Origin of the sequence: Micromonospora sp. NPDC047762, from assembly GCF_043204655.1 — a bacterium.
In the GTDB taxonomy this organism is placed as follows: domain Bacteria; phylum Actinomycetota; class Actinomycetes; order Mycobacteriales; family Micromonosporaceae; genus Micromonospora.
The window spans coordinates 243,425-266,202 of the sequence record NZ_JBIDCQ010000009.1 but is presented as its reverse complement, the minus strand read 5'-3'; the positions used below and the strand labels follow the sequence as shown (position 1 = coordinate 266,202).

17 protein-coding genes are annotated in these 22,778 nt (G+C 69.7%); 6 read left to right on the top strand and 11 right to left on the bottom strand.

Annotated elements, in window-relative coordinates; translation table 11 throughout:
- Positions 1–3: 3 nt before the first annotated feature.
- Entirely contained in the window at positions 4–996 is a 993-nt protein-coding gene (locus tag ACGF3C_RS26495; RefSeq protein ID WP_357231406.1) for a hypothetical protein, read from the bottom strand.
- 77 nt (positions 997–1,073) lie between these two features.
- Positions 1,074–1,778: a permease-like cell division protein FtsX gene (locus tag ACGF3C_RS26490; RefSeq protein ID WP_357231403.1), complete on the bottom strand. Its 705-nt coding sequence runs from the start codon at positions 1,776–1,778 to the stop codon at positions 1,074–1,076.
- A gap of 131 nt (positions 1,779–1,909) precedes the next feature.
- On the opposite strand from ACGF3C_RS26490, the gene ACGF3C_RS26485 reads away from it, so the two are divergent.
- The 4 genes from ACGF3C_RS26485 (at position 1,910) to nrfD (ending at position 8,128) form a co-directional block, all read left to right on the top strand.
- Positions 1,910–2,707 (top strand): PrsW family intramembrane metalloprotease, encoded by a 798-nt coding sequence (locus ACGF3C_RS26485; RefSeq protein ID WP_393226210.1) that lies wholly within the window; start codon positions 1,910–1,912, stop codon positions 2,705–2,707.
- 145 nt (positions 2,708–2,852) lie between these two features.
- Complete coding sequence (gene fdh / locus ACGF3C_RS26480) at positions 2,853–6,128, top strand: formate dehydrogenase (protein WP_393226207.1); 3,276 nt, start codon at positions 2,853–2,855, stop codon at positions 6,126–6,128.
- 3 nt (positions 6,129–6,131) lie between these two features.
- Complete coding sequence (locus tag ACGF3C_RS26475; protein ID WP_393226205.1) at positions 6,132–7,175, top strand: 4Fe-4S dicluster domain-containing protein; 1,044 nt, start codon at positions 6,132–6,134, stop codon at positions 7,173–7,175.
- Positions 7,172–8,128, top strand: coding sequence for an NrfD/PsrC family molybdoenzyme membrane anchor subunit (nrfD, locus tag ACGF3C_RS26470; RefSeq protein ID WP_393226202.1), 957 nt, complete (start codon positions 7,172–7,174; stop codon positions 8,126–8,128). Before ACGF3C_RS26475 ends, nrfD begins: the two co-directional genes overlap by 4 nt.
- Before the next feature lie 86 nt (positions 8,129–8,214).
- Here nrfD and ACGF3C_RS26465 read toward each other — a convergent pair whose 3' ends face one another.
- From ACGF3C_RS26465 to ACGF3C_RS26430, 8 genes are all read right to left on the bottom strand, one after another.
- Positions 8,215–9,774 carry an OFA family MFS transporter gene (locus tag ACGF3C_RS26465; RefSeq protein WP_357234206.1) on the bottom strand — a complete coding sequence of 520 codons (1,560 nt, stop codon included), beginning with the start codon at positions 9,772–9,774 and terminating at the stop codon, positions 8,215–8,217.
- Positions 9,775–10,022: 248 nt separating this feature from the next.
- The gene (locus ACGF3C_RS26460; RefSeq protein ID WP_357228403.1) at positions 10,023–11,603 is read right to left on the bottom strand and encodes an MDR family MFS transporter; all 1,581 of its coding nucleotides are present in this window, start codon (positions 11,601–11,603) and stop codon (positions 10,023–10,025) included.
- A 73-nt stretch (positions 11,604–11,676) separates the two neighbouring features.
- Positions 11,677–12,297, bottom strand: a complete 621-nt coding sequence (locus ACGF3C_RS26455) for a TetR family transcriptional regulator (RefSeq protein ID WP_357228406.1) — start codon at positions 12,295–12,297, stop codon at positions 11,677–11,679.
- Positions 12,298–12,338: 41 nt separating this feature from the next.
- Positions 12,339–13,199 carry an alpha/beta fold hydrolase gene (locus ACGF3C_RS26450; protein ID WP_393226198.1) on the bottom strand — a complete coding sequence of 287 codons (861 nt, stop codon included), beginning with the start codon at positions 13,197–13,199 and terminating at the stop codon, positions 12,339–12,341.
- Positions 13,196–14,068: an SDR family oxidoreductase gene (locus ACGF3C_RS26445; RefSeq protein WP_357228412.1), complete on the bottom strand. Its 873-nt coding sequence runs from the start codon at positions 14,066–14,068 to the stop codon at positions 13,196–13,198. Before ACGF3C_RS26445 ends, ACGF3C_RS26450 begins: the two co-directional genes overlap by 4 nt.
- Complete coding sequence (locus ACGF3C_RS26440; RefSeq protein ID WP_393226195.1) at positions 14,058–15,551, bottom strand: flavin-containing monooxygenase; 1,494 nt, start codon at positions 15,549–15,551, stop codon at positions 14,058–14,060. The genes ACGF3C_RS26445 and ACGF3C_RS26440 overlap by 11 nt, the downstream gene beginning before the upstream one ends.
- Entirely contained in the window at positions 15,552–15,848 is a 297-nt protein-coding gene (locus ACGF3C_RS26435) for a DUF4873 domain-containing protein (RefSeq protein ID WP_357232455.1), read from the bottom strand.
- Positions 15,845–16,573: a TetR/AcrR family transcriptional regulator gene (locus tag ACGF3C_RS26430; protein ID WP_357232452.1), complete on the bottom strand. Its 729-nt coding sequence runs from the start codon at positions 16,571–16,573 to the stop codon at positions 15,845–15,847. The genes ACGF3C_RS26435 and ACGF3C_RS26430 overlap by 4 nt, the downstream gene beginning before the upstream one ends.
- 48 nt (positions 16,574–16,621) lie before the next feature.
- Here ACGF3C_RS26430 and ACGF3C_RS26425 point away from each other — a divergent pair, with 48 nt between their 5' ends.
- Positions 16,622–17,512 (top strand): diiron oxygenase, encoded by an 891-nt coding sequence (locus ACGF3C_RS26425; RefSeq protein ID WP_357232449.1) that lies wholly within the window; start codon positions 16,622–16,624, stop codon positions 17,510–17,512.
- Positions 17,513–17,572: 60 nt separating this feature from the next.
- Here the strand turns inward: ACGF3C_RS26425 and ACGF3C_RS26420 are convergent, their stop codons facing one another.
- Positions 17,573–18,145 carry a winged helix-turn-helix domain-containing protein gene (locus ACGF3C_RS26420; RefSeq protein ID WP_357232446.1) on the bottom strand — a complete coding sequence of 191 codons (573 nt, stop codon included), beginning with the start codon at positions 18,143–18,145 and terminating at the stop codon, positions 17,573–17,575.
- 195 nt (positions 18,146–18,340) lie between these two features.
- On the opposite strand from ACGF3C_RS26420, the gene ACGF3C_RS26415 reads away from it, so the two are divergent.
- Complete coding sequence (locus ACGF3C_RS26415) at positions 18,341–22,765, top strand: S8 family serine peptidase (RefSeq protein WP_393226190.1); 4,425 nt, start codon at positions 18,341–18,343, stop codon at positions 22,763–22,765.
- The last annotated feature ends 13 nt before the right edge of the window (positions 22,766–22,778 follow it).

Genomic DNA, 22,778 nt, shown 5'->3' with positions numbered 1-22,778 from the left:
GCTCTACAGCAGCGCGAGCTGGCCCTCGACCTCGTCCGTGTGTGGCTCCCGGAGTTGCCAGAGGCGGAGCACCCCGAGGCAGGCGTCGTACGTCAACCAGTGGCCCTGCCCACCGGCGGACCGGATCGAGTTCTGGGGCATGTCGATGTCGTAGTCCATGACGGTCTGCGGGCGCAGCGTGCGGGTCGAGAGGAGGAGATGCTGCTCGGCGTCGCCCTGGTCGGTGGCGACGCCGACCATCACCCAGTCGTCGGATACGACCGCTGCGGCCTCGTACATCCGGTAGTCGTCGGAGTCGCCGAACTCGGGGATGTCGTCGTAGCGGCGCTCTACGCGGGCACTGTCGTCGGCGCCATCGCGTATCGCGATCCAGCCGCTGCCATGCGGCATGGAGAGGTAGAAGCTCCCGCTGGCGTTCATGTCGGCCAGGCAGCCGTTCATGGTCTGCCCGGCGACCAGCTGCTGATCACCCGTCGTCCAGCGGTAACTGAGGCAGGTCTCCGGTCCCACCGCGATGTGCAGCCCGACGTGCTGTCGGTTGGCGTCCAGGACGAATGTGGCAGAGCCTTCAACGGTCTGAAGCAGGCGCCGGTCGACCTCCGCGCCGCCGCCGGACGCGTCCAACACGACGAGTTGGTCGCCGGCACCGTCGGGCAGAAACAGCCAGAGAAGGTCGTCCCCGGCCAGGTGGCAGCTCGGCCGGGGCCAACCTGTCGACAAGGCCCTGCCGTGCTCGACCGCCCACCGGACGCGGCCGTCGGCGTCGCGGACCTGCACCTGTCGTGGTCCCACGAGCGCGAACCGCGACCGGTCCGGAGCCACGCCGACGGCCAGGATCGGGTCCTCGTCGGAGGGCTCCCACGCCAGCGCGACGGTCAGGTCCGCATCCAACACGCGCAGCGAGCGATCGTTCCACACCAGCAACCCGGCGCCGGTCGAACACTCGACAATGGACGACGGCGTCAACACTGTCTCGGCGATCAGCAACGGGCGCACAGCCGTGAGCCTACGCACGGGTCTCCCGGGGATGGGCGGCCGACGGTGCGGAGGAAGAGCCGCTCTCTCCGCAGGCGCTACAGCATCGCCAGAGGCGCCAGGGGTATGCCGTCGACGCCGTCGAGCCTCATCAGCTCACCCACTCCAGATCCTTGTCCGTTCAGGGGCATCTCGAACCGCCACGACTCGTGCGTCATCTGCGGTTGGAGCTGCGAGGACAGGTCGCCCTTGCCCTGGCACAGCTCTCGCAGGCGTTCGTACGCGGCCTCGCGGTCCTCGAATTCGATCGACTTCGCCGTTGGGAGTGCCCGGACGGCCTTCTCCACGGCGGCTCGTTGTTCGGCGGTCACCGACGACTTGAGCCGGACGATGACGCCGATCCGCGACGGCCGAGGGTCGACGTCCGCGATCCTGAGCGCCACATCCTCCACGCCGTCGGCCTCGGCCACCACCAGTTCGACCGCCTCGGCGACCGACGCATCGGTGACGGTGGCGTGGAGAAGCTCCGGCATGTACTCCGGCTTGAGGGCCGCCAGCAGGTCTGGCTGATCCTTCAGCTCCGCCTTCTGGCGTTCGTACGCCTGCTCGCGGGTTTCGAGGGACACCTCCCTGACGCTGGGCATCGACCGGAGCTGCTGCTCCACGCTGCCCTTCTGCGCCACCGTCACGTCGTTGTCGAGGAAGACGGTCAACGCCACGTCCCGGGGTTCCTCGGGTGTCGAGGTGCAGGCGGGAAGGGCCAGCAGGACGACGAGTGACAGTAAGGGTGCTCCGCGGCGCATGGGCGGAGATAGTAACCATCACTCGCGTGGATCGCCGCCCCTGAACAGCGGACTTCGCCGCCGCTGGGGAGTCGTCAGGATCTCGGGGGCGGAGCTGGTCTTCGTAACCTTGGTCCGCCAGACTGCGCGGTATGGCTGATCGTTGGCGCCGGTGGGCGTGGGTCGGGGTGCTCGTCATCGGGCTGATCCTTTATCTGGCGGTGCTGCGGACCTTGGTCAGCACCAAGAATCCGAACTTCGTACCGGCGTTGATCCTGCTCGGGGCGACGTTGGTGCCGTTGACGTTCCTGACGTTCGCGCAGGCCCGGACCGGGCGCTGGCAGGTGCCGGCTTCGGTGTTGGTGACGTCGGCGTTCTTCGGCGGTGTGATCGGCACTGTGGTCGCGGGCACCCTGGAGTACGACACCCTGCGCGGCCTCGGCACCCTGCCGATGCTGTTCGTCGCGTTGATCGAGGAGTCGGCGAAGCTGATCGTCCCGGTGGTGCTGCTGTTCACGGTGGTGGCCCAGCGTCGTCGCCGGGTGCCCTCCGACGGGCTGATCATCGGCATCGCCGCCGGTATGGGGTTCGCCGCGCTGGAGACGATGGGCTACGCCTTCAGCGCGCTGCTGAGTTCCCAGGGCAACATCGGCGCGGTGGAGCAGACGCTCTTCATCCGGGGTTTGACGGCACCCGCCGGTCACACCGCCTGGACCGGGCTGACTGCCGGCGCGCTCTGGGCGTTGCTGGCGAGCCCGAGCGTCGCTCGGCTCTTCGGGTTCATCGGCACGTTCCTGGGTGTCGTCGTCCTGCACACCCTCTGGGACACGTTCTCCGGTTCGCTGGTCTTCGTCGTGTTGGCGATCATCAGCATCGGCTGGCTGTTCTGGGAGCTGCGCCGCTACCGGACCTTCAGCGATCAACACGTCGGCCAGCTACAGCCGCACTGACCAACGCAGTACCCCATGCCTCTCCCGGCCCGTACCGAAGGGCTGGGGGAGGCATGACTGTTGGTGATCTCGCTGCGGCCGGGCCGGCACCTCAACTAACGTCAGAGTGTTCATATTTGGCGGGATTGGTCGGGAAGGTGCGACGATGGGGGTGCGCAGCTGGTTCGAAGGCTGGCCGGTCTATCGCCAGCTCACCGGCACGGACCCGCTGGGCCGGGGTGCCGCGGCGAAGTCTGACGGGTCCCGCGCGCTGACCGCCCGCACGGATGACGCCGATTCGGTGGCCCGGTCTGTCTGCCCGTACTGCGCTGTGGGGTGTGGTCAGCGGGTGTTCGTGAAGGATGGGCGGGTCAGTCAGATCGAGGGTGATCCGGATAGTCCGATCTCGCGGGGTCGGCTCTGTCCGAAGGGTTCGGCGAGCAAGAGCCTGGTGACCAGTCCGCTGCGGCAGACCACGGTCCGTTACCGCCGGCCGTACGGCACCGAGTGGGAGAACCTCGACCTCGACACGGCGTTGAACATGATCGCCGATCGGGTCCTGGCCGCCCGGGACGAGACCTGGGAGGACGTCGACGCTGAGGGTCGGCCGCTCAACCGGACGCTGGGTATTTCCAGTCTGGGTGGGGCGACGTTGGACAACGAGGAGAACTACCTCATCAAGAAGTTGTTCACCGCGATGGGGGCGCTGCAGATCGAGAACCAGGCCCGTATTTGACACTCCTCCACCGTCCCCGGTCTGGGGACCAGCTTCGGTCGTGGCGGCGCCACCCAGTACCAGCAGGACCTGTCGAACTCCGACGTCATCGTCATCCAGGGTTCGAACATGGCCGAAGCGCACCCGGTGGGTTTCCAGTGGGTGATGGAGGCCAAGCGTCGGGGGGCGAAGGTCTTCCACGTCGACCCGCGGTTCACCCGTACCAGCGCGCTGGCTGACTCGTACCTGCCGATCCGGGCGGGCACCGACATCGCGCTGCTCGGCGGTGTGGTGCGCTACATCCTCGACAACGAGTTGGACTTCCGGGAGTACGTCGTCGCCTACACCAACGCCGCGACGATCGTGACCGAGGAGTACGCCGACACCGAGGACATGCACGGCCTCTTCTCCGGCTTCAACGACGACAACGCCACCTACGACCAGGCCAGTTGGCGGTACGAGGGCCACCCGCAGGACCAGACGACCCGCGACAGCGAGACGCAGCGGGAGACGGCGGCCGGGCTGGAGAACGAGTCGCACGGCGCGCCCGTCGGCGGCGAGACCGAACGTGACGAGACGTTGCAGCACCCGCGCTGCGTCTACCAGATCCTCAAGCGACACTTCGCCCGCTACACCCCGGAGATGGTGGAACGGGTCTGCGGCATCCCGCAGGAGAAGTTCCTCGAACTGGCCCAGGCGTGGACGGAGAACTCCGGCCGGGACCGGACCGGCATGCTCGTCTACTCGGTGGGCTGGACGCAGCACAGCGTCGGCGTGCAGTACATCCGCACCGGCGCGATCATCCAACTCCTGCTGGGCAACGTGGGCCGCCCGGGTGGTGGGGTCATGGCGCTGCGCGGGCACGCCAGCATTCAGGGCTCCACCGACATCCCGACGTTGTTCAACCTGTTGCCCGGTTACCTGCCGATGCCCCACCACGCCGACCACCCGACCCTGGACAAGTGGGTGGACAGCATCGCGCACCCCGGGCAGAAGGGCTTCTGGGGCAACGCCCGCACCTACGGCGTCAACCTGCTGAAGGCGTACTGGGGTGAGGCGGCCACCGCCGACAACGACTACTGCTACGGGTACATGCCGCGGATGACCGGCGACCACGGCACCTACCAGCAGGTGCTCGACATGATCGACGGCAAGATCAAGGGCTATTTCCTGCTCGGGCAGAACCCGGCGGTCGGTTCGGCGCACGGCCGGGCGCAGCGTCTCGGCATGGCCAACCTCGACTGGCTCGTGGTCCGCGACCTGTTCGAGATCGAGAGCGCCACGTTCTGGAAGAACGCGCCGGAGCTCGAAACCGGCGAGATCACCCCTGAGGAGTGCCGCACCGAGGTGTTCTTCCTACCGGCCGCCTCCCACGTGGAGAAGGAGGGCACCTTCACCCAGACCCAACGGCTGTTGCAGTGGCGGGAGAAGGCCGTCGAACCGCCAGGCGACGCCCGCTCGGAACTCTGGTTCTTCTACCACCTCGGTCGCGTCATCCGGGAACGACTGGCGACGTCGACGAAGCCGCGCGACCGTGCGCTGCTCGACCTGGCCTGGGACTACCCCACGCACGGCCCGTACGCGGAGCCGAGCGCCGAGGCGGTGCTGCGCGAGATCAACGGGTACGACGTGGCCACCGGCCGGCCGCTGGCGTCGTTCACCGAGATGAAGGACGACGGCTCCACCCTCGGCGGTTGCTGGATCTACACCGGGGTGTACGCCGACGGCGTCAACCAGGCGGCCCGCCGCAAACCCGGCTCGGAGCAGTCCCTTGTGGCACCCGAGTGGGGTTGGGCGTGGCCGGCGAACCGGCGCATCCTCTACAACCGTGCCTCCGCCGACCCGGACGGCAACCCGTGGTCCGAGCGCAAACGCTACGTCTGGTGGGACGCGGACAAGGGCGAGTGGACCGGCTACGACGTGCCGGACTTCGAGAAGACCAAACCGCCGTCCTACCGACCGGCGCACGACGTCTCGGGCGTGGCGGGCATCGCCGGCGACGACCCGTTCATCCTCCAGGGAGACGGCAAAGGCTGGTTGTACGCGCCGACTGGTGTGCTCGACGGGCCGATGCCCACCCACTACGAGCCGGTCGAGTCGCCGGTGCGCAACCCGCTCTACCGACAGCAGGCCAACCCGACCCGCAAGGTCTACACCCACCCGATCAACACGCTCAACCCGAGCCCGCCGGAACCGTACAGCCAGGTGTTCCCGTACGTGTTCACTGTCAGCCGACTCACCGAGCACCACACCGCCGGTGCGATGAGCCGGATGGTCTCACCGCTGGCCGAGCTGCAACCCGAGATGTTCGTCGAGGTGTCGCCGGAGTTGGCGGCCGAACGTGGTCTCACCCACCTGGGTTGGGCGCACCTGGTCACCGCCCGTGCGGCGATCGAGGCGAAGGTGCTGGTGACCGATCGGCTCACCCCGTTGCGGGTGGACGGTCGGATCATCCACCAGGTGTGGTTGCCGTACCACTTCGGTTTCGAGGGTCTGGTGACCGGCGACTCGGCCAACGATCTGTTCGGCATCAGCCTGGACCCGAACGTGCTGATCCAGGAGAGCAAGGTCGGCACCTGCGACGTCCGATCCGGGCGACGCCCGAGAGGCGCCGAGCTGATGGCTCTCGTCGTCGACTACCGGCGACGGTCCGGCGACCTGAGCCCGCACTATCCACCGCAGGTCACGACCGACTCCGCCGACAGCGGCCCGGACCAGGAGGTCTGACCCATGCCCCACGCCAACGCCCTGTACGGGCCGCTGGACCCCGCACCGGACGCCGGCTACGAGAACCCGCCACCGCGGATGGGGTTCTTCACCGACACCAGCGTCTGCATCGGCTGCAAAGCGTGCGAGGTGGCCTGCAAGGAGTGGAACGGCGTCCCGGAGAGTGGGCTCGACCTGCTGGGCATGTCGTACGACAACACCGGCGCGTTGACAGCGAACTCGTGGCGGCACGTCGCGTTCGTGGAGCAGCCCCGTTCGGCCGGCTGGGCGACTCCGGCGTTCGCGGGGGACCCGGACGGGCCGGCGATCAGCCCGGTGACGGCGGCGGCCGGCGCGCGTACCAGCACCGACACCGGAACGGACCCCGGCCTGCCCACCGGCTCGCCCGCCGCAGCGGTCCGCATGTCGGGCGGACCGGAGTTCCTGGGGATGCCGGGTGCGCAGCCGCCGGGGAGGGGTTCCGGCGCGGAGGGGCGGACGGATTTTCGCTGGTTGATGATGTCGGACGTGTGCAAGCACTGCACCCACGCGGCCTGCCTGGACGTCTGCCCGACAGGTTCGTTGTTCCGGACGGAGTTCGGGACGGTGGTGGTGCAGGAGGACATCTGCAACGGCTGCGGGTACTGCATCTCCGCCTGCCCGTACGGCGTCATCGATCAGCGCAAGGGCGATGGTCGGGCGTGGAAGTGCACGCTGTGCTACGACCGGTTGGGCGCGGGCATGACCCCCGCGTGTGCGCAGGCGTGTCCGACGGAGTCGATCCAGTACGGCGCTCTGGACGAGTTGCGGGAGCGGGCCGCCGCGCGGGTGGCGAAGCTGCACGAGCAGGGGGTGCCGGAGGCGCGGTTGTACGGGCACGACCCGAACGACGGCGTCGGTGGTGACGGTGCGTTCTTCCTGCTCCTGGACGAGCCGGAGGTGTACGGGCTGCCACCGGACCCGATCGTGACCACCCGCGACCTGCCGGCCATGTGGAAGCGCGCCGGCCTGGCCGCCCTCGCGATGACCGCCGCCACTGTTGTCGCATTCCTGGGCAGGCGGTCATGACCCGCGGCGGTGAGCAGCTCACGGTGCCGCCGGCCGACTTCGCCTCCTACTACGGCCGGCCGGTTCTGAAGCCGCCGGTGTGGAAGTACGACATCGCCGGCTACCTGTTCACCGGAGGCCTCGCCGCGGGAAGTGCGCTGATCGGCGCGGGCGCCCAACTGACCGGACGACCCGGGCTGCGCACCGTGGGCCGCTGGACGGCCCTCGGCGGTGTCGCGGCCAGCACGTACCTGCTGGTTCACGACCTCGGCCGGCCGTCTCGGTTCCATCACATGCTCCGGGTCGCCAAGGTGACCTCGCCGATGTCGGTCGGCACCTGGATCCTCGCCGCGTTCGGGCCACTGGCCGGCGTGGCCGCCGTCGCCGAGCTCGCGCCGCTGCTCCCGCAGCACGGTGTGCTCGGCCTGGCCCGTCGGATCGCACCGCCCATCGGCAACGTCGCCGGCCTGGCCGCCGCGGCCACCGCGCCGGCGCTGGCGACGTACACCGGGGTGCTGCTCGCCGACACGGCCGTGCCGTCCTGGCACGACGCCTACCCGTCGCTGCCGTTCGTCTTCGCTGGCAGCGCGCTCGCCGCCGCGTCCGGGGTGGGACTGATCGCGGCACCGGCCGCGGAGACCGCCCCACTGCGACGACTCGCCCTGGCCGCCGCGGTCGTCGAGTTCGGCGGAGGGCACCAGTTGGAGCGGCAGGGCCTCACCAGCGAGCCCTACAAGCAGGGCCGCAGCGGCCGGCTGGTGAAGGCTGGACGTGCCCTGCTCGCCGTGGGCACCGTCACCGCCCTGCTCAGCCGACGCAGCCGGGTCCTGTCGGCGATCTCCGGCGCCGCCCTCGTGGCATCGTCGGTCGCCACCCGGTTCGGCGTCTTCGAGGCGGGACGGGTGTCGGCACGCGATCCGAAGTACACGGTCGTGCCACAACGGGAGCGGCTCAGGTCGACCACCCAGCCCTGAGCGGATCGGTGAAACGGAAGGCGCCCCTGTGAAAGGGCGCCTTCCGTTGTGAGGCAGGAGGTCTGGCCGCGACGGCCCGCCGCGCCTCAGCCGGTGAACAGCTTCGCGGCGGTGATGGCGGTCTGGACGATGCCGTACCCGAGCAGCACCGCGACCAGCAGCCACGACAACCAGAGTCGCCCGGTCTGGCTGCCGACGTGCGGCGGCGCGGGCGGCTGGCTGTCCGGCCCGAGAGCGACCGGCTCGGTGACAGTCGCCTTCGCCACGGGCGAGGTCGGCCCTCGGTTCGGTTCGTGGAACCGTTCGGGCACGGAACGCACCAGCAGGTTCGCGATGAACCCGATGGCGAGGATGCCGACCATGGTGAACAGCGCGGGCCGGTACGCCGCCGCGGTGAGGGTGCCGGGCTTGCCCTGCGTGTCGAGGATCCCGTTGACGATCAGCGGGCCGGCGACACCCGCGGCCGACCAGGCGGTCAGGATCCGGCCGTGGATGGCCCCGACCTGGAAGGTGCCGAACAGGTCACGCAGGTAGGCGGGCATGGTGGCGAAGCCACCGCCGTAGAAGGAAATGATCGCGGCGGCGATCAGGACGAAGACCGCGGTAGCGGAGTGGCCAGCGACGGCGAGCAGCAGGTACAGCACCATGCCGACGCCGAGGTAGACCATGTAGATGGGCTTGCGGCCGATGAGGTCGGACGTCGTCGACCAGACGAACCGCCCAGCCATGTTGAACAGCGACAGCACTCCCACGAAACCGGCCGCAGCCGTCACCGAGACAGTGGTGGCGGTCCCGTTGTCCCGGAAGAAGTCCTGGATCATCGGGCTTGCCTGCTCCAGGATGCCGATGCCCGCTGTGACGTTGCAGAACAGCACGATCCACAGCAACCAGAACGACCGGGTACGCACGGCGTTCGACACGGACACGCTCGCCGTGGTCACCAGGGGCCGGGCGGCGACGCTCGCTGGGTCGAACCCGGCGGGTCGCCAGTCCGGTGCCGGAACCCGGACGTTGAACGGGCCGAACATCATGATCACGAAATAGCCGATGCCGAACGTGACGAACAGTGCCACGAGGGCGTGGCCCGACGCCACGGCGGCCGGGTTGTCGGGGTTGTAGCCGGAGTCGTAGAGGGAGAGCAGTTGGCGCGCGAGCGGGCCGGCGACCAGGGCGCCGCCGCCGAACCCCATGATGGCCAGCCCGGTGGCGAGGCCGGGGCGGTCCGGGAACCACTTGATCAGCGTGGAGACGGGCGAGATGTAACCGATGCCGAGCCCGATGCCGCCGATGACGCCATACCCGAGGTAAAGCAGCCACAGCTGCTGGGTCGCGATGCCGAGCGCGCCGACCAGGAACCCGACGGCCCAGAAGCACGCCGAGACGAACATCGCCCGGCGCGGTCCGTTCCGCTCCACCCAACGTCCACCGACCGCCGCCGACGAACCCAGCATGACGATGGCGATGCTGAAGATCGCCCCGATCGCCGTCTGGCTGGTGTCAAAGTGCGCGATGAGGGAGTTCTTGTAGACACTTGTCGCGTAGACCTGGCCGATGCACACGTGCACGGCCAGTGCCGCGGTCGGGATGAGCCAGCGGCTGTATCCCGGGGGAGCGACAGTGTGCCGAGGATCGAAGACCGACAGCATGGGCATCGTCCACACCTCCTGCGGCTGAGTAGGCCGCGACGTTGCCGAGCTGTCCCGCCCCGGCAGTTGGCCGAGCGGCGCCGCCGCAGTGGCGGCCCGGCGCACGTCTGGCGTCAGCCGATTACCGGCTTCACCTCACGTTACGTGTCGGCTGGTTCACAACACGTCATTACCGAAAAACGCGGCGGGAGGTGGAAACAGGACGGGGGCGGGCCCACCGGCCCGCCCCCTGACTGCTGTCGTACGGCTCAGTGGATCGCGGCCTTGGCGGCCGCCTCCTCCTGGACGCGTCGTTCCTCCCCGCTGAGGGTGTGCAGCGGCTTCTCCCTGATGAACAGCACGACGATCAGCGCGAGCAGCGCGAACGGCGCGCCGACCAGGAAGAGATCCGCTGTGGCGATGCCGTACACGTCCTGCACGATGCGCAGCACCGGCTCGGGCAGGGTGGACAGGTCGGGCACCTCGGCGGAGCCACCGCCGGCCGTCGCCGCCGGGCCGAGCCGCTCGGCGGTCAGCGAGGCCACCCGGTTCGCCAGGACCGCGCCGAGGGCACTGACCCCGATGGCGCCGCCCATGCTGCGGAAGAACGTCACCACGGAGGTGGTGACGCCGAGCTCGTGGGCCGGTACGTCGTTCTGTGCGGCCAGCACGAGGTTCTGCATGAGCATGCCGACGCCGATGCCCAGCACGGCCATGTAGATCGACAGCACGAGGACGCTGGTGTTGGCGTCGATGGTGCCCAGGAGCAGCATCCCGACGCTCATCACCGCGGCACCGGCCACCAGGTATGCCTTCCACCGGCCGTACTTGGTGATGAGCTGTCCGGCGACCGTCGACGAGACGAGCAGGCCGAAGATCATCGGGAGGCTCATCAGGCCCGCGACGGTGGGCGACTTGCCCAGCGAGATCTGGAAGTACTGGGACAGGAAGACGGTGCCGCCGAACAGCGCGACACCGACCAGCACGCTGGCGACAGTGGCCAGGGAGACCGTGCGGTTACGGAAGATGCCCAGCGGGACGATCGGCTCGGCGGCGCGCGATTCGACGAGCACGGCCAGCGCCAGCAGAACCAGGCCACCGACGACCATCAGGGCCGTCCAGCCGGAGGCCCACTCGAACTTGTTCCCAGCCAGGGACGACCAGATCAGCAGCGTTGAGACGCCAGAGGTGATGAGCAGGGCGCCCAGCCAGTCGATCTTTGCCTTGCGGCGGACGACCGGCAGGTGCAGGGTGCGCTGGAGCAGGGCGATGGAGATGATGCTGAACGGGACGCCGATCAGGAAGCACCACCGCCAGCCCAGCCACGACGTGTCGACGAGCAGGCCACCGATCAGCGGACCGGCGATGGTGCCCACACCGAAGACCGCGCCGAAGATGCCGGCGTAACGGCCCAGCTCACGGGGCGGGATCATCGCCGCCATGACGATCGTGGCCAGCGCCGTCATGCCGCCAGCGCCGATGCCCTGGACGACACGGCTGAGCAGCAGCACCTCGACGTTCGGCGTGAAGCCCGCGATGAGCGAACCCACCACGAACAGGCCCAGCGAGAGTTGGATCAGCAGCTTCTTGCTGTACAGGTCGGCCATCTTGCCCCACAGCGGCACCGTCGCCGTCATGGCGAGCAGTTCGCTGGTGACGATCCACGTGTAGACGGTCTGGCTGCCGTTCAGGTCCGCGATGATCCGTGGCAGCGCGTTCGCCACCACCGTGGAGGCGAGGATGGACACGAACATGCCGACCATCAGGCCGGAAAGGGCCTGGAGAACCTCCCGACGCGACATGCGCGTGCCGACCTCGGCGGTGTCGGCGGGCGGGACGGTGGTGGTCATTGACGCTCCCTTGGCGGGTTTGTGGCGGGGTGACTGGCCCCGCAGCTGGTGCGGCGGGGCGGGCAGTGGCGGGTCAGGAGGGGGACGGCGGATCCGGCAGCCCGGCGGCGATGGCGGCGAACGCCTCGTCCACGTAGTCGCGCAGGGGGCGGGTGTCGTCGCCGGCGGACCAGCGCAGCATCGCGGTGTGGAAGGCAGCACTGGTGACAGCGGTGATGAGCGGCGGGAGGCCGTGGTCGGGACCTACGCTGAGGCGGGTGGCGATGACCGAGACCATGGCTCGCTCCGTCGCGATGTTGCCGGACACCAGCCGGGGCAGCAGCGCGGGGTTCTGGGTGATGACCGCCAGCCGCAGCCGCCACAACTCCCGGTCGGCCTGGATCGTGTCGATCGCCTCGTCGAGGGCCAGCCGGACGGCCTGCAACGTCGGCACCTGCGCAGGTGTGGCCGCCAGACGCGCCACGACCGGGTTGCCGTCGAGCGCCGGATCGTCGGTGAGTGCCTCGTCCTTGCAGGTGAAGTAGTTGAAGAAGGTCCGCGAGGACACGTCCGCGGCCTCGCTGATCTCCTCCACTGTCACGTGCTCCAGGCCGCGTTCGGCGACCAGCCGCAGCGCGGCGGCGGTCAGCGCGGCCCGCGTCTGCGCCTTCTTGCGGTCGCGACGCCCGGGCGCGGCTTGGTCGGTGTCGGTCACGCGAGCGAGATTAGGAGCGAACTTGCACAGCCTGCAAGTTTTTAGAGTGTGAAGTGATCTTCCTGACTCGCGATGCTGGTCGGAGCCGGACGGTCCGGTCGCTCGGTGCGGGGCACGGCGCCGGTGGTCTCCAGGATGAGCCCGGCGACCAGGTCCGGGTCGTCGCTCATCGGCACGTGCCCGCACCTGGGCAGCGTCACCACCCGTGCCGCCGGCAGGCCCGCGCGGGCCCGCTCGGCCTGGTGGACGCCGAATATCCGGTCGCAGTCCCCCCAGCCGATGGTCACCGGCACCGTCGCGTCGGACAGCCGAAGGCAGTCGAGGCGATAGCCGCGGGCGGCTCGGGCCACGGCGTTGAAGCCGACCCCGCGTCGCAGGGCGAGCGCGTCGCCCAGCGCGCGCTCGACATCCAGCAGCGTCGGGCGGGCCATCAGCGGCGCGAAGCACAACGCCCGAAGGTACGCCGAGCGCAGTGCGACCCGCATGATCGTGGTGGGCAGGTACGAGTTGGCCCGCAGCATCCGGAGGATGGCCAGCGCCCGGCGGCGCTCCGCCGGGGTGAAGAAGCCGGCGGGGGAGAAGGCGGTGGCCGAGGCGACCGCCCCGGTGGCGGCAAGCTCCAGGGCGATCGCCCCACCGAGGCTGTAGCCGGCGACGTGCGGACGCTCCAGCCCCCACTCGGTCAGCGCCGGCAGGACCCCGGCCACGGTGGCGGCCATGTCGGCGGGCATGCCGGTTTCGGGCACCGGAGAGTTCCCGAAGCCGGGCAGGTCGAGCGCGATCACCTCGTGGTGGGCGGTGAGCCGGTCGAACACCGGCTCCCACGCCTGATGGCGGTGACCGATGCCGTGGATGAGCACGAGCGGCTCTCCGCTGCCCGCACGCCGGAAGTGAATGCTCACGACCGCTCTCCCACCGACGTCCGGCCGAACGAACGCCCGAGCTGGCGCACCTCGTCCTCCATCTGGTCGACCATCGTCCGGCCGCCGAACCGGGTGATCAACGCGTCCGAGAGGCCGCTCAGCACCACCGGCCGCAGCGCCTGCACCAGGGCGAGCGACCGTGGCACGTACACCTTGCGCCTGCGGCGCTCGATGCCGTGGAGCAGGGCCTCGACGCACTGCTCGACGGGTACGACGGTGGACAGCGGCCACGGCAGCCGGCGCAGCGTGGCGCGGAACGACGCCAGGTCGTCTTGGATGTCGCGGACCAGGTCGGTGTCGATCCAGATCGGATGCGCCGTGCCGACGGTGACGCCGCGCGGGCGGGTCTCCAGGCGCAGCACGTTCGCGAACTGCTCCACGCCCGCCTTGGACGCGCAGTAGGCGGCCATCCCGGGCATCGCCGTGAAGGCGGCGGCCGACGAGACGATCAGGACGTGGCCACGGGCGGCGGTGACGTGCGGCAGCGCCGCGCTGACCGTGCGGATCGCGCCGCAGAGGTTCACCTCGACGGTACGGATCAGCGCGTCGACCGGTCCGACGGCGACGGTGCCGAGGTTCGCGATGCCCGCGTTGGCCACGACGACGTCGATGCCACCGAAGCGGTCCACTGTGGAGGCCACCGCGGCGTCCAACGCCGCCTGATCGGTGACGTCACACTCGTACCAGTGCGCGTCGAGGTCGGCGCTGAGCTGTTCGAGCAGCTCGCCCTCCAGACCGACGAGGGCGACGCGAGCCCCACGGCCGACGGCCTCGCGGGCCAGTCGCGCCCCGATGCCGCGCGCCGCGCCGGTGATGAACAGGACCTTGCCTGCCAGGTCATACCGCATCGGCGTGCTCCCGCTCCGGTTCGTTGGGGGTGCTGCCGGTCGAGGCGATGTGGTAGTCGGCCGGGCGGAACCGGCGCAGCCTCATCCGGAAGCTGGTGGCGAAGCCCGGCCAGATGGTGGTGTTGCGGCCGGTGGCGTCGAGGTACCAGCTCGAACAGCCGGTCTGCCAGACGGTGCCGGCCATCTTCTGGTCGACCCGCTCGGTCCAGCGTCGTTGCGCCTGCGCGGTGGGCTCGATGGCCTGGATGCCCCTGGCCCGCATGTGACGCAGGGCCGCGAGCACCAGGCGCAGCTGCGCCTCGATCATCAGCACCACCGAGGTGTGCCCGAGCCCGGTGTTCGGGCCGAGCAGGAAGAACAGGTTGGGGAAGCCGGCGATCGCCGTGCCCCGGTACGCGTGCATGCTGGGGGTCCACGCGTCGCCCAGGCTGTGCCCGGCCCGGCCGTGGATGCGGCGTACGACGGGGGAGTCGGTGACGTGGAAGCCGGTCCCGAGGATGATCGTGTCCGCCAGGTGGTGGACGCCATCGTCGGTGACGAGACCGTCCGGCACGATCCGGGCGATGCCGGCGGTGACCACGTCGACGTTCGGCCGGGTGAGCGACGGCCAGTAGTCGTTGGAGATCAACACTCGCTTGCAGCCCATCGCGTAGCGGGGGGTGAGCTTGTCCCGCAGGATCGGATCGGGAACCTGACGCCGCAGCGTACGCAGGGACCGGCGCGAGACGAGGCGGTTGACCGCCGGGTGCAGGAAGCCCAGGCCCATGCTCTCGCGTACCAGATAGAGCCCTGCCCGGGCGGCCCGCTGCGCACCGGGCACGGTGCGGAACGCGGCCTGCTCGACCCCGCTGATCCGGCGCGACAACCTCGGCATGATCCAGGCGGGAGTGCGCTGGAACAGCGTCAGCTTCTCGACCGTCGGCTGGATCTGTGGCACGAACTGGATGGCCGAGGCGCCGGTGCCGATCACCGCGACGCGCCGGCCGGTCAGGTCGTGGTCGTGCCGCCAACGGGCGGAGTGGAACACGGTGCCGGCGAACTCCTCGATTCCGGGCAGGTCGGGGATGGCCGGGTCGCTGAGCGGGCCGGCGGCACAGATCAGGACCCGGGCGCTGTGGTCGCCGCCCGAGGTGCGCAGCAGCCAGCGTTGGCGTTGGTCGTCCCACCTCGCCTCCAGTACCTCGTGGCGCAACCGCAACCTCGGACGAATGCCGAAGCGGTCGACGCACCCGCGCAGGTAGTCCCAGATCTCCGGCTGGCTGGAGAAGGTGTTCGACCACCCGGGGTTGGGGGCGAAGGAGAACGAGTAGAGGTGCGACGGGACATCGCAGGCGCAGCCCGGGTAGCTGTTGTCACGCCAGGTGCCGCCGACGTCCTCGCCCCGGTCGAAGACGAGAAAGTCGGTGAACCCGGCCCGCTGTAGGCGGATGGCGGCGCCCAGGCCACCGAAGCCGGCACCGATGATGGCAATGTCTGTCTCCATTCACTCCTCCGTGAGCTCGGGCGCTGTCAGGTCGGCCACCGGCGGCCAGGGCGGATCGCCCACGCCGGTGATTCGTACGCCGCCCCACGGATCGACCTCGGCCAGTCGGGCCGCCCGGACGCGGTCGGCGATGCGCACCTCGACGTCGCGCCGGCCGGAGCGCAGCAGATGGGCCACCCGTGGCTCGGGTTCGATCCGTCCGCCCCAGTGGAAGCGGCCGTCGACCGGCTCCCACCGCCCGCTGAGGTGCACCCGCACCGTGGTGCCCTCGACACCCGCCGGGCCGTGGTAACTCACGGCACGATCCGCTCGTGGGCGCGGGTCAGCTCGTGCGGCAGGTCGGCGCTGGCCCGTACTCCCTCGATGCCGCTCCACAGCAGGGCGGTCAGGTAGTCGGTGAGGGCGGCCCGACTGATCGGCTGGCCGTGCGTGGTCCACCAGTCGCCGACCGCCTGCACGAAGCCCACCAGGCCGTACGCCCAGGGCTCGGCGGGACCGGCGTCCAGGCCCAGCGTGCGTAGCCGGTCGCCGATCACCCGGGCGAGCCCGGCGGCCACCTGCCGGCTGGTGCCGGCGATCACCTGGTGGATGCCGGGGTCGCCGGACTGGTGCATGAGGAACCGGTAGAGCCTCGGCTCCGACTCGATCACGCCCAGGTAGGCGTCGATCGTCGCTTCGACCAGGTCACGTTCCTCGCGGACCTGTTCGACGGCGGGCGCGATGGCGTCGACCACCCGGGCCGCCACCACCTCGCTGACAGCGACCCAGAGCTGCGACTTGTCGGCGAAGTAGCGGTAGAGAACCGGTTTGCTGACGCCCGCGGCGGCGGCCACCTGTTCCATGTCGACCTCTGGCCCGTGCCGCAGCAGCGCCTGCACGGCGGCACCGACCAGCTGCTGCCGTCGTTGCTCACGATGGTCTGCCCAGCGGTCCCGGCGGCCGTTGCCCTTCGCTTTCGGGCTGCCGTCGGGGGGCGTGGCAGGCGGGTCGGACGCATTGACACCGGTGAGCGGCGGTTGCATGCTACTACTCGTAACAGTTACTGGTCGTCACGTCAATATGGAGGAGCCATGGAGGCGGCGGAAACCGGGCGTGCGGCAGTCGCCGAGCGCCTGCTCACGTCCTCACTGCGGACCAGCTACGACCCCACCGTCGAGATCGACTGGGACGCCCCGCACACCCCCGGCGCCTACTGGCTTCCGCCTCAGCGCAGCAGCCTCTACGGCACGCCGCTGTGGGACCAGCTCAGCGAGGAGCAGCGCGTCGAGCTGACCAGGCACGAGGTGGCCAGCGCGGCCAGCGCCGGGCTGTGGTTCGAGACGATCCTCATGCAGATGCTGATCCGGGAGTACTACCGCGCCGACCCGACCAGCCGGCAGGCCCAGTACGCGTTGACCGAGGTCGCCGACGAGTGCCGACACTCGATCATGTTCGGCCGGCTGATCGAGGCGATGGGTTGTCCGGTCTACCGCGCGAGCACTGTCGACCACCATCTCGGGCGCTTCCTCAAGGCCACCGCCAGCGGCCCTCGGATGTACGCCGCGATCCTCATCGCGGAGGAGATCCTCGACGCGTTCCAGCGCGAGATCATGGCGGACGCGTCACTCCAGCCGCTCATTCGGATGGTGTCCCGCATCCATGTGGTGGAGGAGGCGCGACACGTCCGGTTCGCCCGCGAGGAGCTGGCCGCCGCGGTCGCGGCAACCGGTCCGGTGGGCATGGCGTACGCCCGGCTGCTGGTCGGTCGCGCAGCCCACACGATCGCCAATCGCCTGGTCCATCCCGACGTGTACGCGGCGGTGGGCATTCCGCCGGCGGTCGGTCGGGCCGCTGCCCGCGCCAACCCGCACTGGCGTGCCACGCTGCGCTGGTCCGCGGCGCGGGTGCACGCCAACCTGGCGGACGTCGGCCTGGTCGCTGGGCCGGGGCGTCTGCTGTGGGCCCGGGCCGGGCTGATCTGATCCGTTGCCCCGCAGAGGGCGGCATGGGGTGGGGCGAGATCAGTTCATGTGACGTCGCTGTCAGGCCCGTTCGACCCGCGCCTGCTGGTGATCGGTCAGCCGCAGCCCCACACCGCGCACCACATCGATGGTGGCTTTGGTGCCCAGGTCGTGCAGCTTGCGCCGCAGCCGCTTGACCAGCGACTGTACGTCCGCCTTGCGTTCGCGCCCCTCGTCACCCCAGACCGACCGGTGCAGCTCGGCATAGCTCCAGACCCGGGCCGGCTCGGTGATCAGGCAGGTCAGCAGGTCGTGTTCCAGGCGGGTGAGGTCGATCTCGCGGTCACCGCAGCGGGCGCTGGAGCGGGCCGAGTCGATCACCAGGGCGGCGACCGGCGTCGGTTCGGACGGGGCGGCTGCCTGCTGCGGGGCGGCGATCAGCCGGCGCAGCTCGTCGAGGTCGGCGACCAGCAGCAGCGGTGCGATGCCGTCGAGAAGCTCCGCGAGCCGGATGCGCTCGGCCGGCGACGGGGTCACCGCGATGAGCAGTGGGAACGGCTCGTCGGCCGGATCGCCCCTGTTCACCGTTGCCTCGTCGTCCTCGGCCACCGCACCGCCCGGGATCGATGGGCATCCCTGCCCAGCTCTCGTCATGGTTCTGACAATGATTGGCAAGCACGCCGCCAGCCAGGGCAACTCTTAGCGACAAGTTGCTCACGGCAAGTTCTTGATCGTCCGTTCTTCTCGATCATAGTGTCCACTCGGGCAACCGGCGTGACCCGCGCGGTGCATGGGGGAGGTCCACCATGGCCCATTACACCCTGGGTCGTTCTGAGGGAGGCAGCACCGATGTTCAGACGTCCACAATGGCGGCGCGCGGCCAGATCACTGGTGAGCGCCGGCGCGGCGACGATCCTCGCCGCGACATGCTTGGCGACGATCAGCTCGGGCGCGCAGGCCGCGCCGGGCGGTGCGATGGGGGCGGGCGCCCAGACCGGGGACAAGATCCGACCGGAGCTCGCCAAGCAGCTCCAGGCCAAGAGTGAAGGGGACTTCTGGATCCGGTTCAAGGACCGGGCCGACCTGAGCAAGGCCAGCGCCATCAAGGACTGGTCGAAGCGTGGCACGGCGGTGGCGGACGCGCTGCGCAAGACGGCCGCAGCGAGCCAGGGCAAGATCCGGGCCGACCTCGACAGCTCGGGCACCAGATACCAGACCTTCTGGGCCACCAACGCCATCAAGGTGAACAGCGGCTCGCTGGCGATGGCCCAGAAGTTCGCCGGGTACTCGGAGGTCGAGGGCCTCTACGCCCCGGTCTCGTACAAGGTGCCGGAGACGACCAAGGGCACCGACGAGAAGACCGTGAACGCCCTGGAGTGGGGCATCGCCAACATCAACGCCGACGACGTCTGGTCCCAGTACGGCGTCAAGGGCGAGGGCATCACCATCGCGAACATCGACACCGGGGTGCAGTTCGACCACCCGGCGCTGGTGAACTCCTACCGCGGCAACAACGGCGACGGGACGTTCGACCACAACTACAACTGGTTCAACGCCGCGAACGCGACCGGGGCCTGCGCCGCCGCCCCCTGTGACGGCGACGGCCACGGTACGCACACCATGGGCACCATGGCCGGCTCCGACGGCGCGAACCAGATCGGCGTCGCCCCCGGAGTCAAGTGGATCGCGGCGAACGGTTGCTGCCCCAGTGACGCCGCTCTGATCAATTCTGGTCAGTGGATGCTCGAACCGCTGGACCTCAACGGTCAGAACGCGGACGCGAGCAAGCGCCCGAACATCATCAACAACTCGTGGGGCACCCGGGACCCGTCCAACGAGCCGTTCATGGAGGACGTGACGGACGCCTGGACCGCTTCCGGGATCTTCGGCACCTGGTCCAACGGCAACAGCGGGCCGGCCTGCGAGACCAGTGGCTCGCCGGGCAGCCTCGTCAGCAACTACTCGACCGGCGCGTACGACGTCAACAACAACGTCGCCGGCTTCTCCGCCCGCGGCGTCGGTCAGAACGGCGAGATCAAGCCCAACATCTCCGCGCCGGGCGTGAACGTCCGGTCGAGCATCCCGGGCAGCGCCTACGGCACCATCAGCGGCACCTCGATGGCCGCACCGCACCTCGCGGGCGCGATCGCGCTGCTGTACTCGGCGGCGCCGTCGCTGGTCGGCGACGTCAACGCGACCCGCGCGCTGCTCAACGGCGCCGCGATCGACAAGGCCGACGACCAGTGTGGCGGCACCGCCGCCGACAACAACGTCTACGGCGAAGGCCGACTGGACGCCCTCGCCCTGCTCAACGCCGCCCCGACCGGCGACATCGGCACGCTGGCCGGCACGGTCACCGACGCGACCTCCGGCGCCCCGATCGCCGGGGCGACACTGACGCTCACCGGCGCGTCCGAGCGTGAGCTGACCACCGGTGCCGACGGCAAGTTCTCCACCCAGCTTCCCGCCGGCGACTACCAGGTCGCCGTCGCGGCGTTCGGGTACGGCAGCACCACCAGGACGGCGACGGTCGCCAAGGGCGCGACCACGACGCTCAACGTCGCCCTCACGGCGGTGCCGAGCGTCAACGTCACCGGAGCGGTCACCGACGGCTCCGGCCACGGCTGGCCCTTGTACGCCAAGGTGACCGTGACGGGGGTGTCCGGCGTCTACGACCACACCACCCCGTCGAACGGCCGCTACAGCATCAAGCTGCCGGCCGGGCAGACCTACACCCTGAAGTACGAGCCGCAGTACCCGGGCTACCAGACCGTCACCAAGCAGGTCGTGGTCGGCTCGGGCAACGTCACCGCCAACGTCGCCGTGCCGGTGGACAGCAACGCCTGCACCACCGCCCCCGGGTACACGTACGGCTCCGACGGTGAGTACGAGACCTTCGACGCCACGACCACGCCGGCCGGCTGGACCGTCGTCGACAACGCGGGCAGCGGTCAGGTCTGGAAGTTCACCGACGACGGCGACCGGGGCAACCTGACCGGGGGCAGCGGCAACTTCGCGATGATCGACAGCGACGCGTACGGGGCGGGCACCAGCCAGGACACCTCGCTGGTCAGCCCGGTGGTCGACCTGACCAGCGTCACGGCTCCGGTCATCCGGTTCAACCAGGACTTCAACCAGCTCAACGACGACACCGCCGACGTGGACCTCAGCATCGACGGCGGTGCCACCTGGACCAACGTGCTCCGGCAGGAGACGGATGTCCGGGGACCGAAGCTGACCGAGATCTCGATCCCGCAGGCGGCCGGTAAGGCGCAGGTGCAGGTGCGGTTCCACTACTACGACGCCTCGTACGAGTGGTGGTGGGAGGTCGACAACGTCCTGATCGGCAGCCAGGTCCTCTGCGTGCCGGTCGACGGCGGTCTGGTCGTCGGCAACGTCCGCGACAAGAACGACGACAGCTACGTCAACGGCGCGACCGTCACCAGCAAGGACCGGCCCGCCGAGAAGGCCGTCACCGTGGCGACCCCGGACGACCCGGGGCTGGCCGACGGCTTCTACTGGATCTACTCGTCGCTGACCGGCGAGCACCCGTTCACGGCGACCGCCGGCAACTACGTCAGCCAGACCAAGCAGGTCGACGTCGAGGCCGACTGGGCGACCACCGCGAACTTCCAGCTCGCGGCCGGTCGACTGGCGGTGACGCCGACGCAGTTGAGCGCGACGCTTCAGATGCCCAACGGCAAGACCAGCAAGTCGTTCACTGTGACGAACACCGGCGGCGCGCCGGTCGAGGTCAAGTTCGGTGAGCGGGACAACGGGTTCGAACTCCTGCGGGCGGACGGCTCCACTGTCACCCGGCAGCAGGTGCTCGGGTCCAGCGGCGCGCCGGAGCAGCGGCTCACCGTACCGACGTCGTTCGCCGCCAAGGCGTCCGGCAAGGAGGCCAAGGCGGCTGCCGCTGCGGCGGGCCCGCAGGCGGCGCCGTGGACCGACATCGCCAACTACCCGGCCACGATCATGGACAACCGGGTGGTGAACCTGGACGGCAAGGTGTATTCGATCGGTGGTGGCGACGGTGAGGCCTCCACCACCAAGAACTACGCCTACGACCCGGCCGCACAGACCTGGACGGCGATCGCCGACCTTCCCGGCGCGCGTAACGCGGTGACCGCGGGCGTGGTGAACGGCAAGATCATCGTCAGCGGTGGCTGGGGCGACTCCGGCCCGGACTCCGCCACCTGGTCGTACGACCCGGGGGCCAACACCTGGACGGAACTGGCCGACAACCCGGCACCGCGGGCCGCAGCCGGTCAGGCCGTCGTCGACGGCAAGCTGTACGCGGTCGGTGGCTGCACGACGGCGGCCTGTCTGCCGATGTCGAACAGCGTCGTCCGGTACGACCCGACCGGTGACACCTGGGAGACGATGGCCAACTACCCGAAGTCGGTGGCCTTCGCCTCCTGCGGCGGGATCGACGGCGTCCTCTACTGCACCGGCGGCAACGACGGATCCGCCGCACAGAAGTCCAGCTACGCCTTCGACCCGGGTGCCAACACCTGGACCGCCGTCGCCGACGCGCCGGCCGACAACTGGGCCAGCTCGTACGCCGTCGCCAGCGGCAAGCTCCTCGTCGTCGGCGGCTCGCAGGGCGGGGCCATCAGCAACGCCGGCTTCGCCTTCGACCCGGCGGCCGGTTCGTGGTCCAACCTGCCCAACGCCAACACCGCGCGGTACCGCGGCGGCGCGGCGTGCGGCTTCTACAAGATCGGCGGCTCGTCCGGCAGCTTCAACGCGGCCCCGGACAGCGAGGTGCTCCCGGGCTTCGAGGGATGCTCCGAGTCGGCGGCCGACGTCAGCTGGATGACCATCGACAAGTCGGCGGTCACCCTCGCACCGGGTGCGAAGGTCACCGTCACCGTCGGTCTGACGGCGAACGTGGACCAGCCGGGCACCTACTCCGGTGCGGTCGCGATCTCCGAGAACACCCCGTACTCGGTGGCACCGGTCGCGGTGACCATGACCGCGAACCCCCCGAAGACCTGGGGCAAGCTCATGGGTACGGTCACCGGCACCAGCTGCCAGGGTGCGACCTCGCCGCTCACCGGCGCGGTCGTGCAGGTCGACTCGTGGGCGGCGTCGTACACCTTCGCCACCGATGCCGAGGGCAAGTACGCCTACTGGGTGGACCGCCGCAACAACCCGCTCACGATGATCGTGGCCAAGGACGGCTGGAAGCCGCAGACCCGTCAGACCAGGATCGACACCGCCACCCCGACGGTGGAGAACTTCGGGTTGGCGCCCATCAGGTGCTGACGCCTGAGCACTA

Excerpts from the sequence above, each read along its gene's own strand:
- ACGF3C_RS26415 (WP_393226190.1), top strand. The coding sequence starts at position 18,341 with ATGTTCAGACGTCCACAATGGCGGCGCGCGGCCAGATCACTGGTGAGC.
- ACGF3C_RS26490 (WP_357231403.1), bottom strand. The coding sequence starts at position 1,778 with ATGCGCCGCGGAGCACCCTTACTGTCACTCGTCGTCCTGCTGGCCCTT.
- ACGF3C_RS26465 (WP_357234206.1), bottom strand. The coding sequence starts at position 9,774 with ATGCTGTCGGTCTTCGATCCTCGGCACACTGTCGCTCCCCCGGGATAC.
- ACGF3C_RS26445 (WP_357228412.1), bottom strand. The coding sequence starts at position 14,068 with ATGCGGTATGACCTGGCAGGCAAGGTCCTGTTCATCACCGGCGCGGCG.
- ACGF3C_RS26425 (WP_357232449.1), top strand. The coding sequence starts at position 16,622 with ATGGAGGCGGCGGAAACCGGGCGTGCGGCAGTCGCCGAGCGCCTGCTC.
- ACGF3C_RS26485 (WP_393226210.1), top strand. The coding sequence starts at position 1,910 with ATGGCTGATCGTTGGCGCCGGTGGGCGTGGGTCGGGGTGCTCGTCATC.
- ACGF3C_RS26475 (WP_393226205.1), top strand. The coding sequence starts at position 6,132 with ATGCCCCACGCCAACGCCCTGTACGGGCCGCTGGACCCCGCACCGGAC.
- nrfD (WP_393226202.1), top strand. The coding sequence starts at position 7,172 with ATGACCCGCGGCGGTGAGCAGCTCACGGTGCCGCCGGCCGACTTCGCC.
- ACGF3C_RS26460 (WP_357228403.1), bottom strand. The coding sequence starts at position 11,603 with ATGACCACCACCGTCCCGCCCGCCGACACCGCCGAGGTCGGCACGCGC.
- ACGF3C_RS26430 (WP_357232452.1), bottom strand. The coding sequence starts at position 16,573 with ATGCAACCGCCGCTCACCGGTGTCAATGCGTCCGACCCGCCTGCCACG.
- ACGF3C_RS26440 (WP_393226195.1), bottom strand. The coding sequence starts at position 15,551 with ATGGAGACAGACATTGCCATCATCGGTGCCGGCTTCGGTGGCCTGGGC.
- ACGF3C_RS26420 (WP_357232446.1), bottom strand. The coding sequence starts at position 18,145 with ATGACGAGAGCTGGGCAGGGATGCCCATCGATCCCGGGCGGTGCGGTG.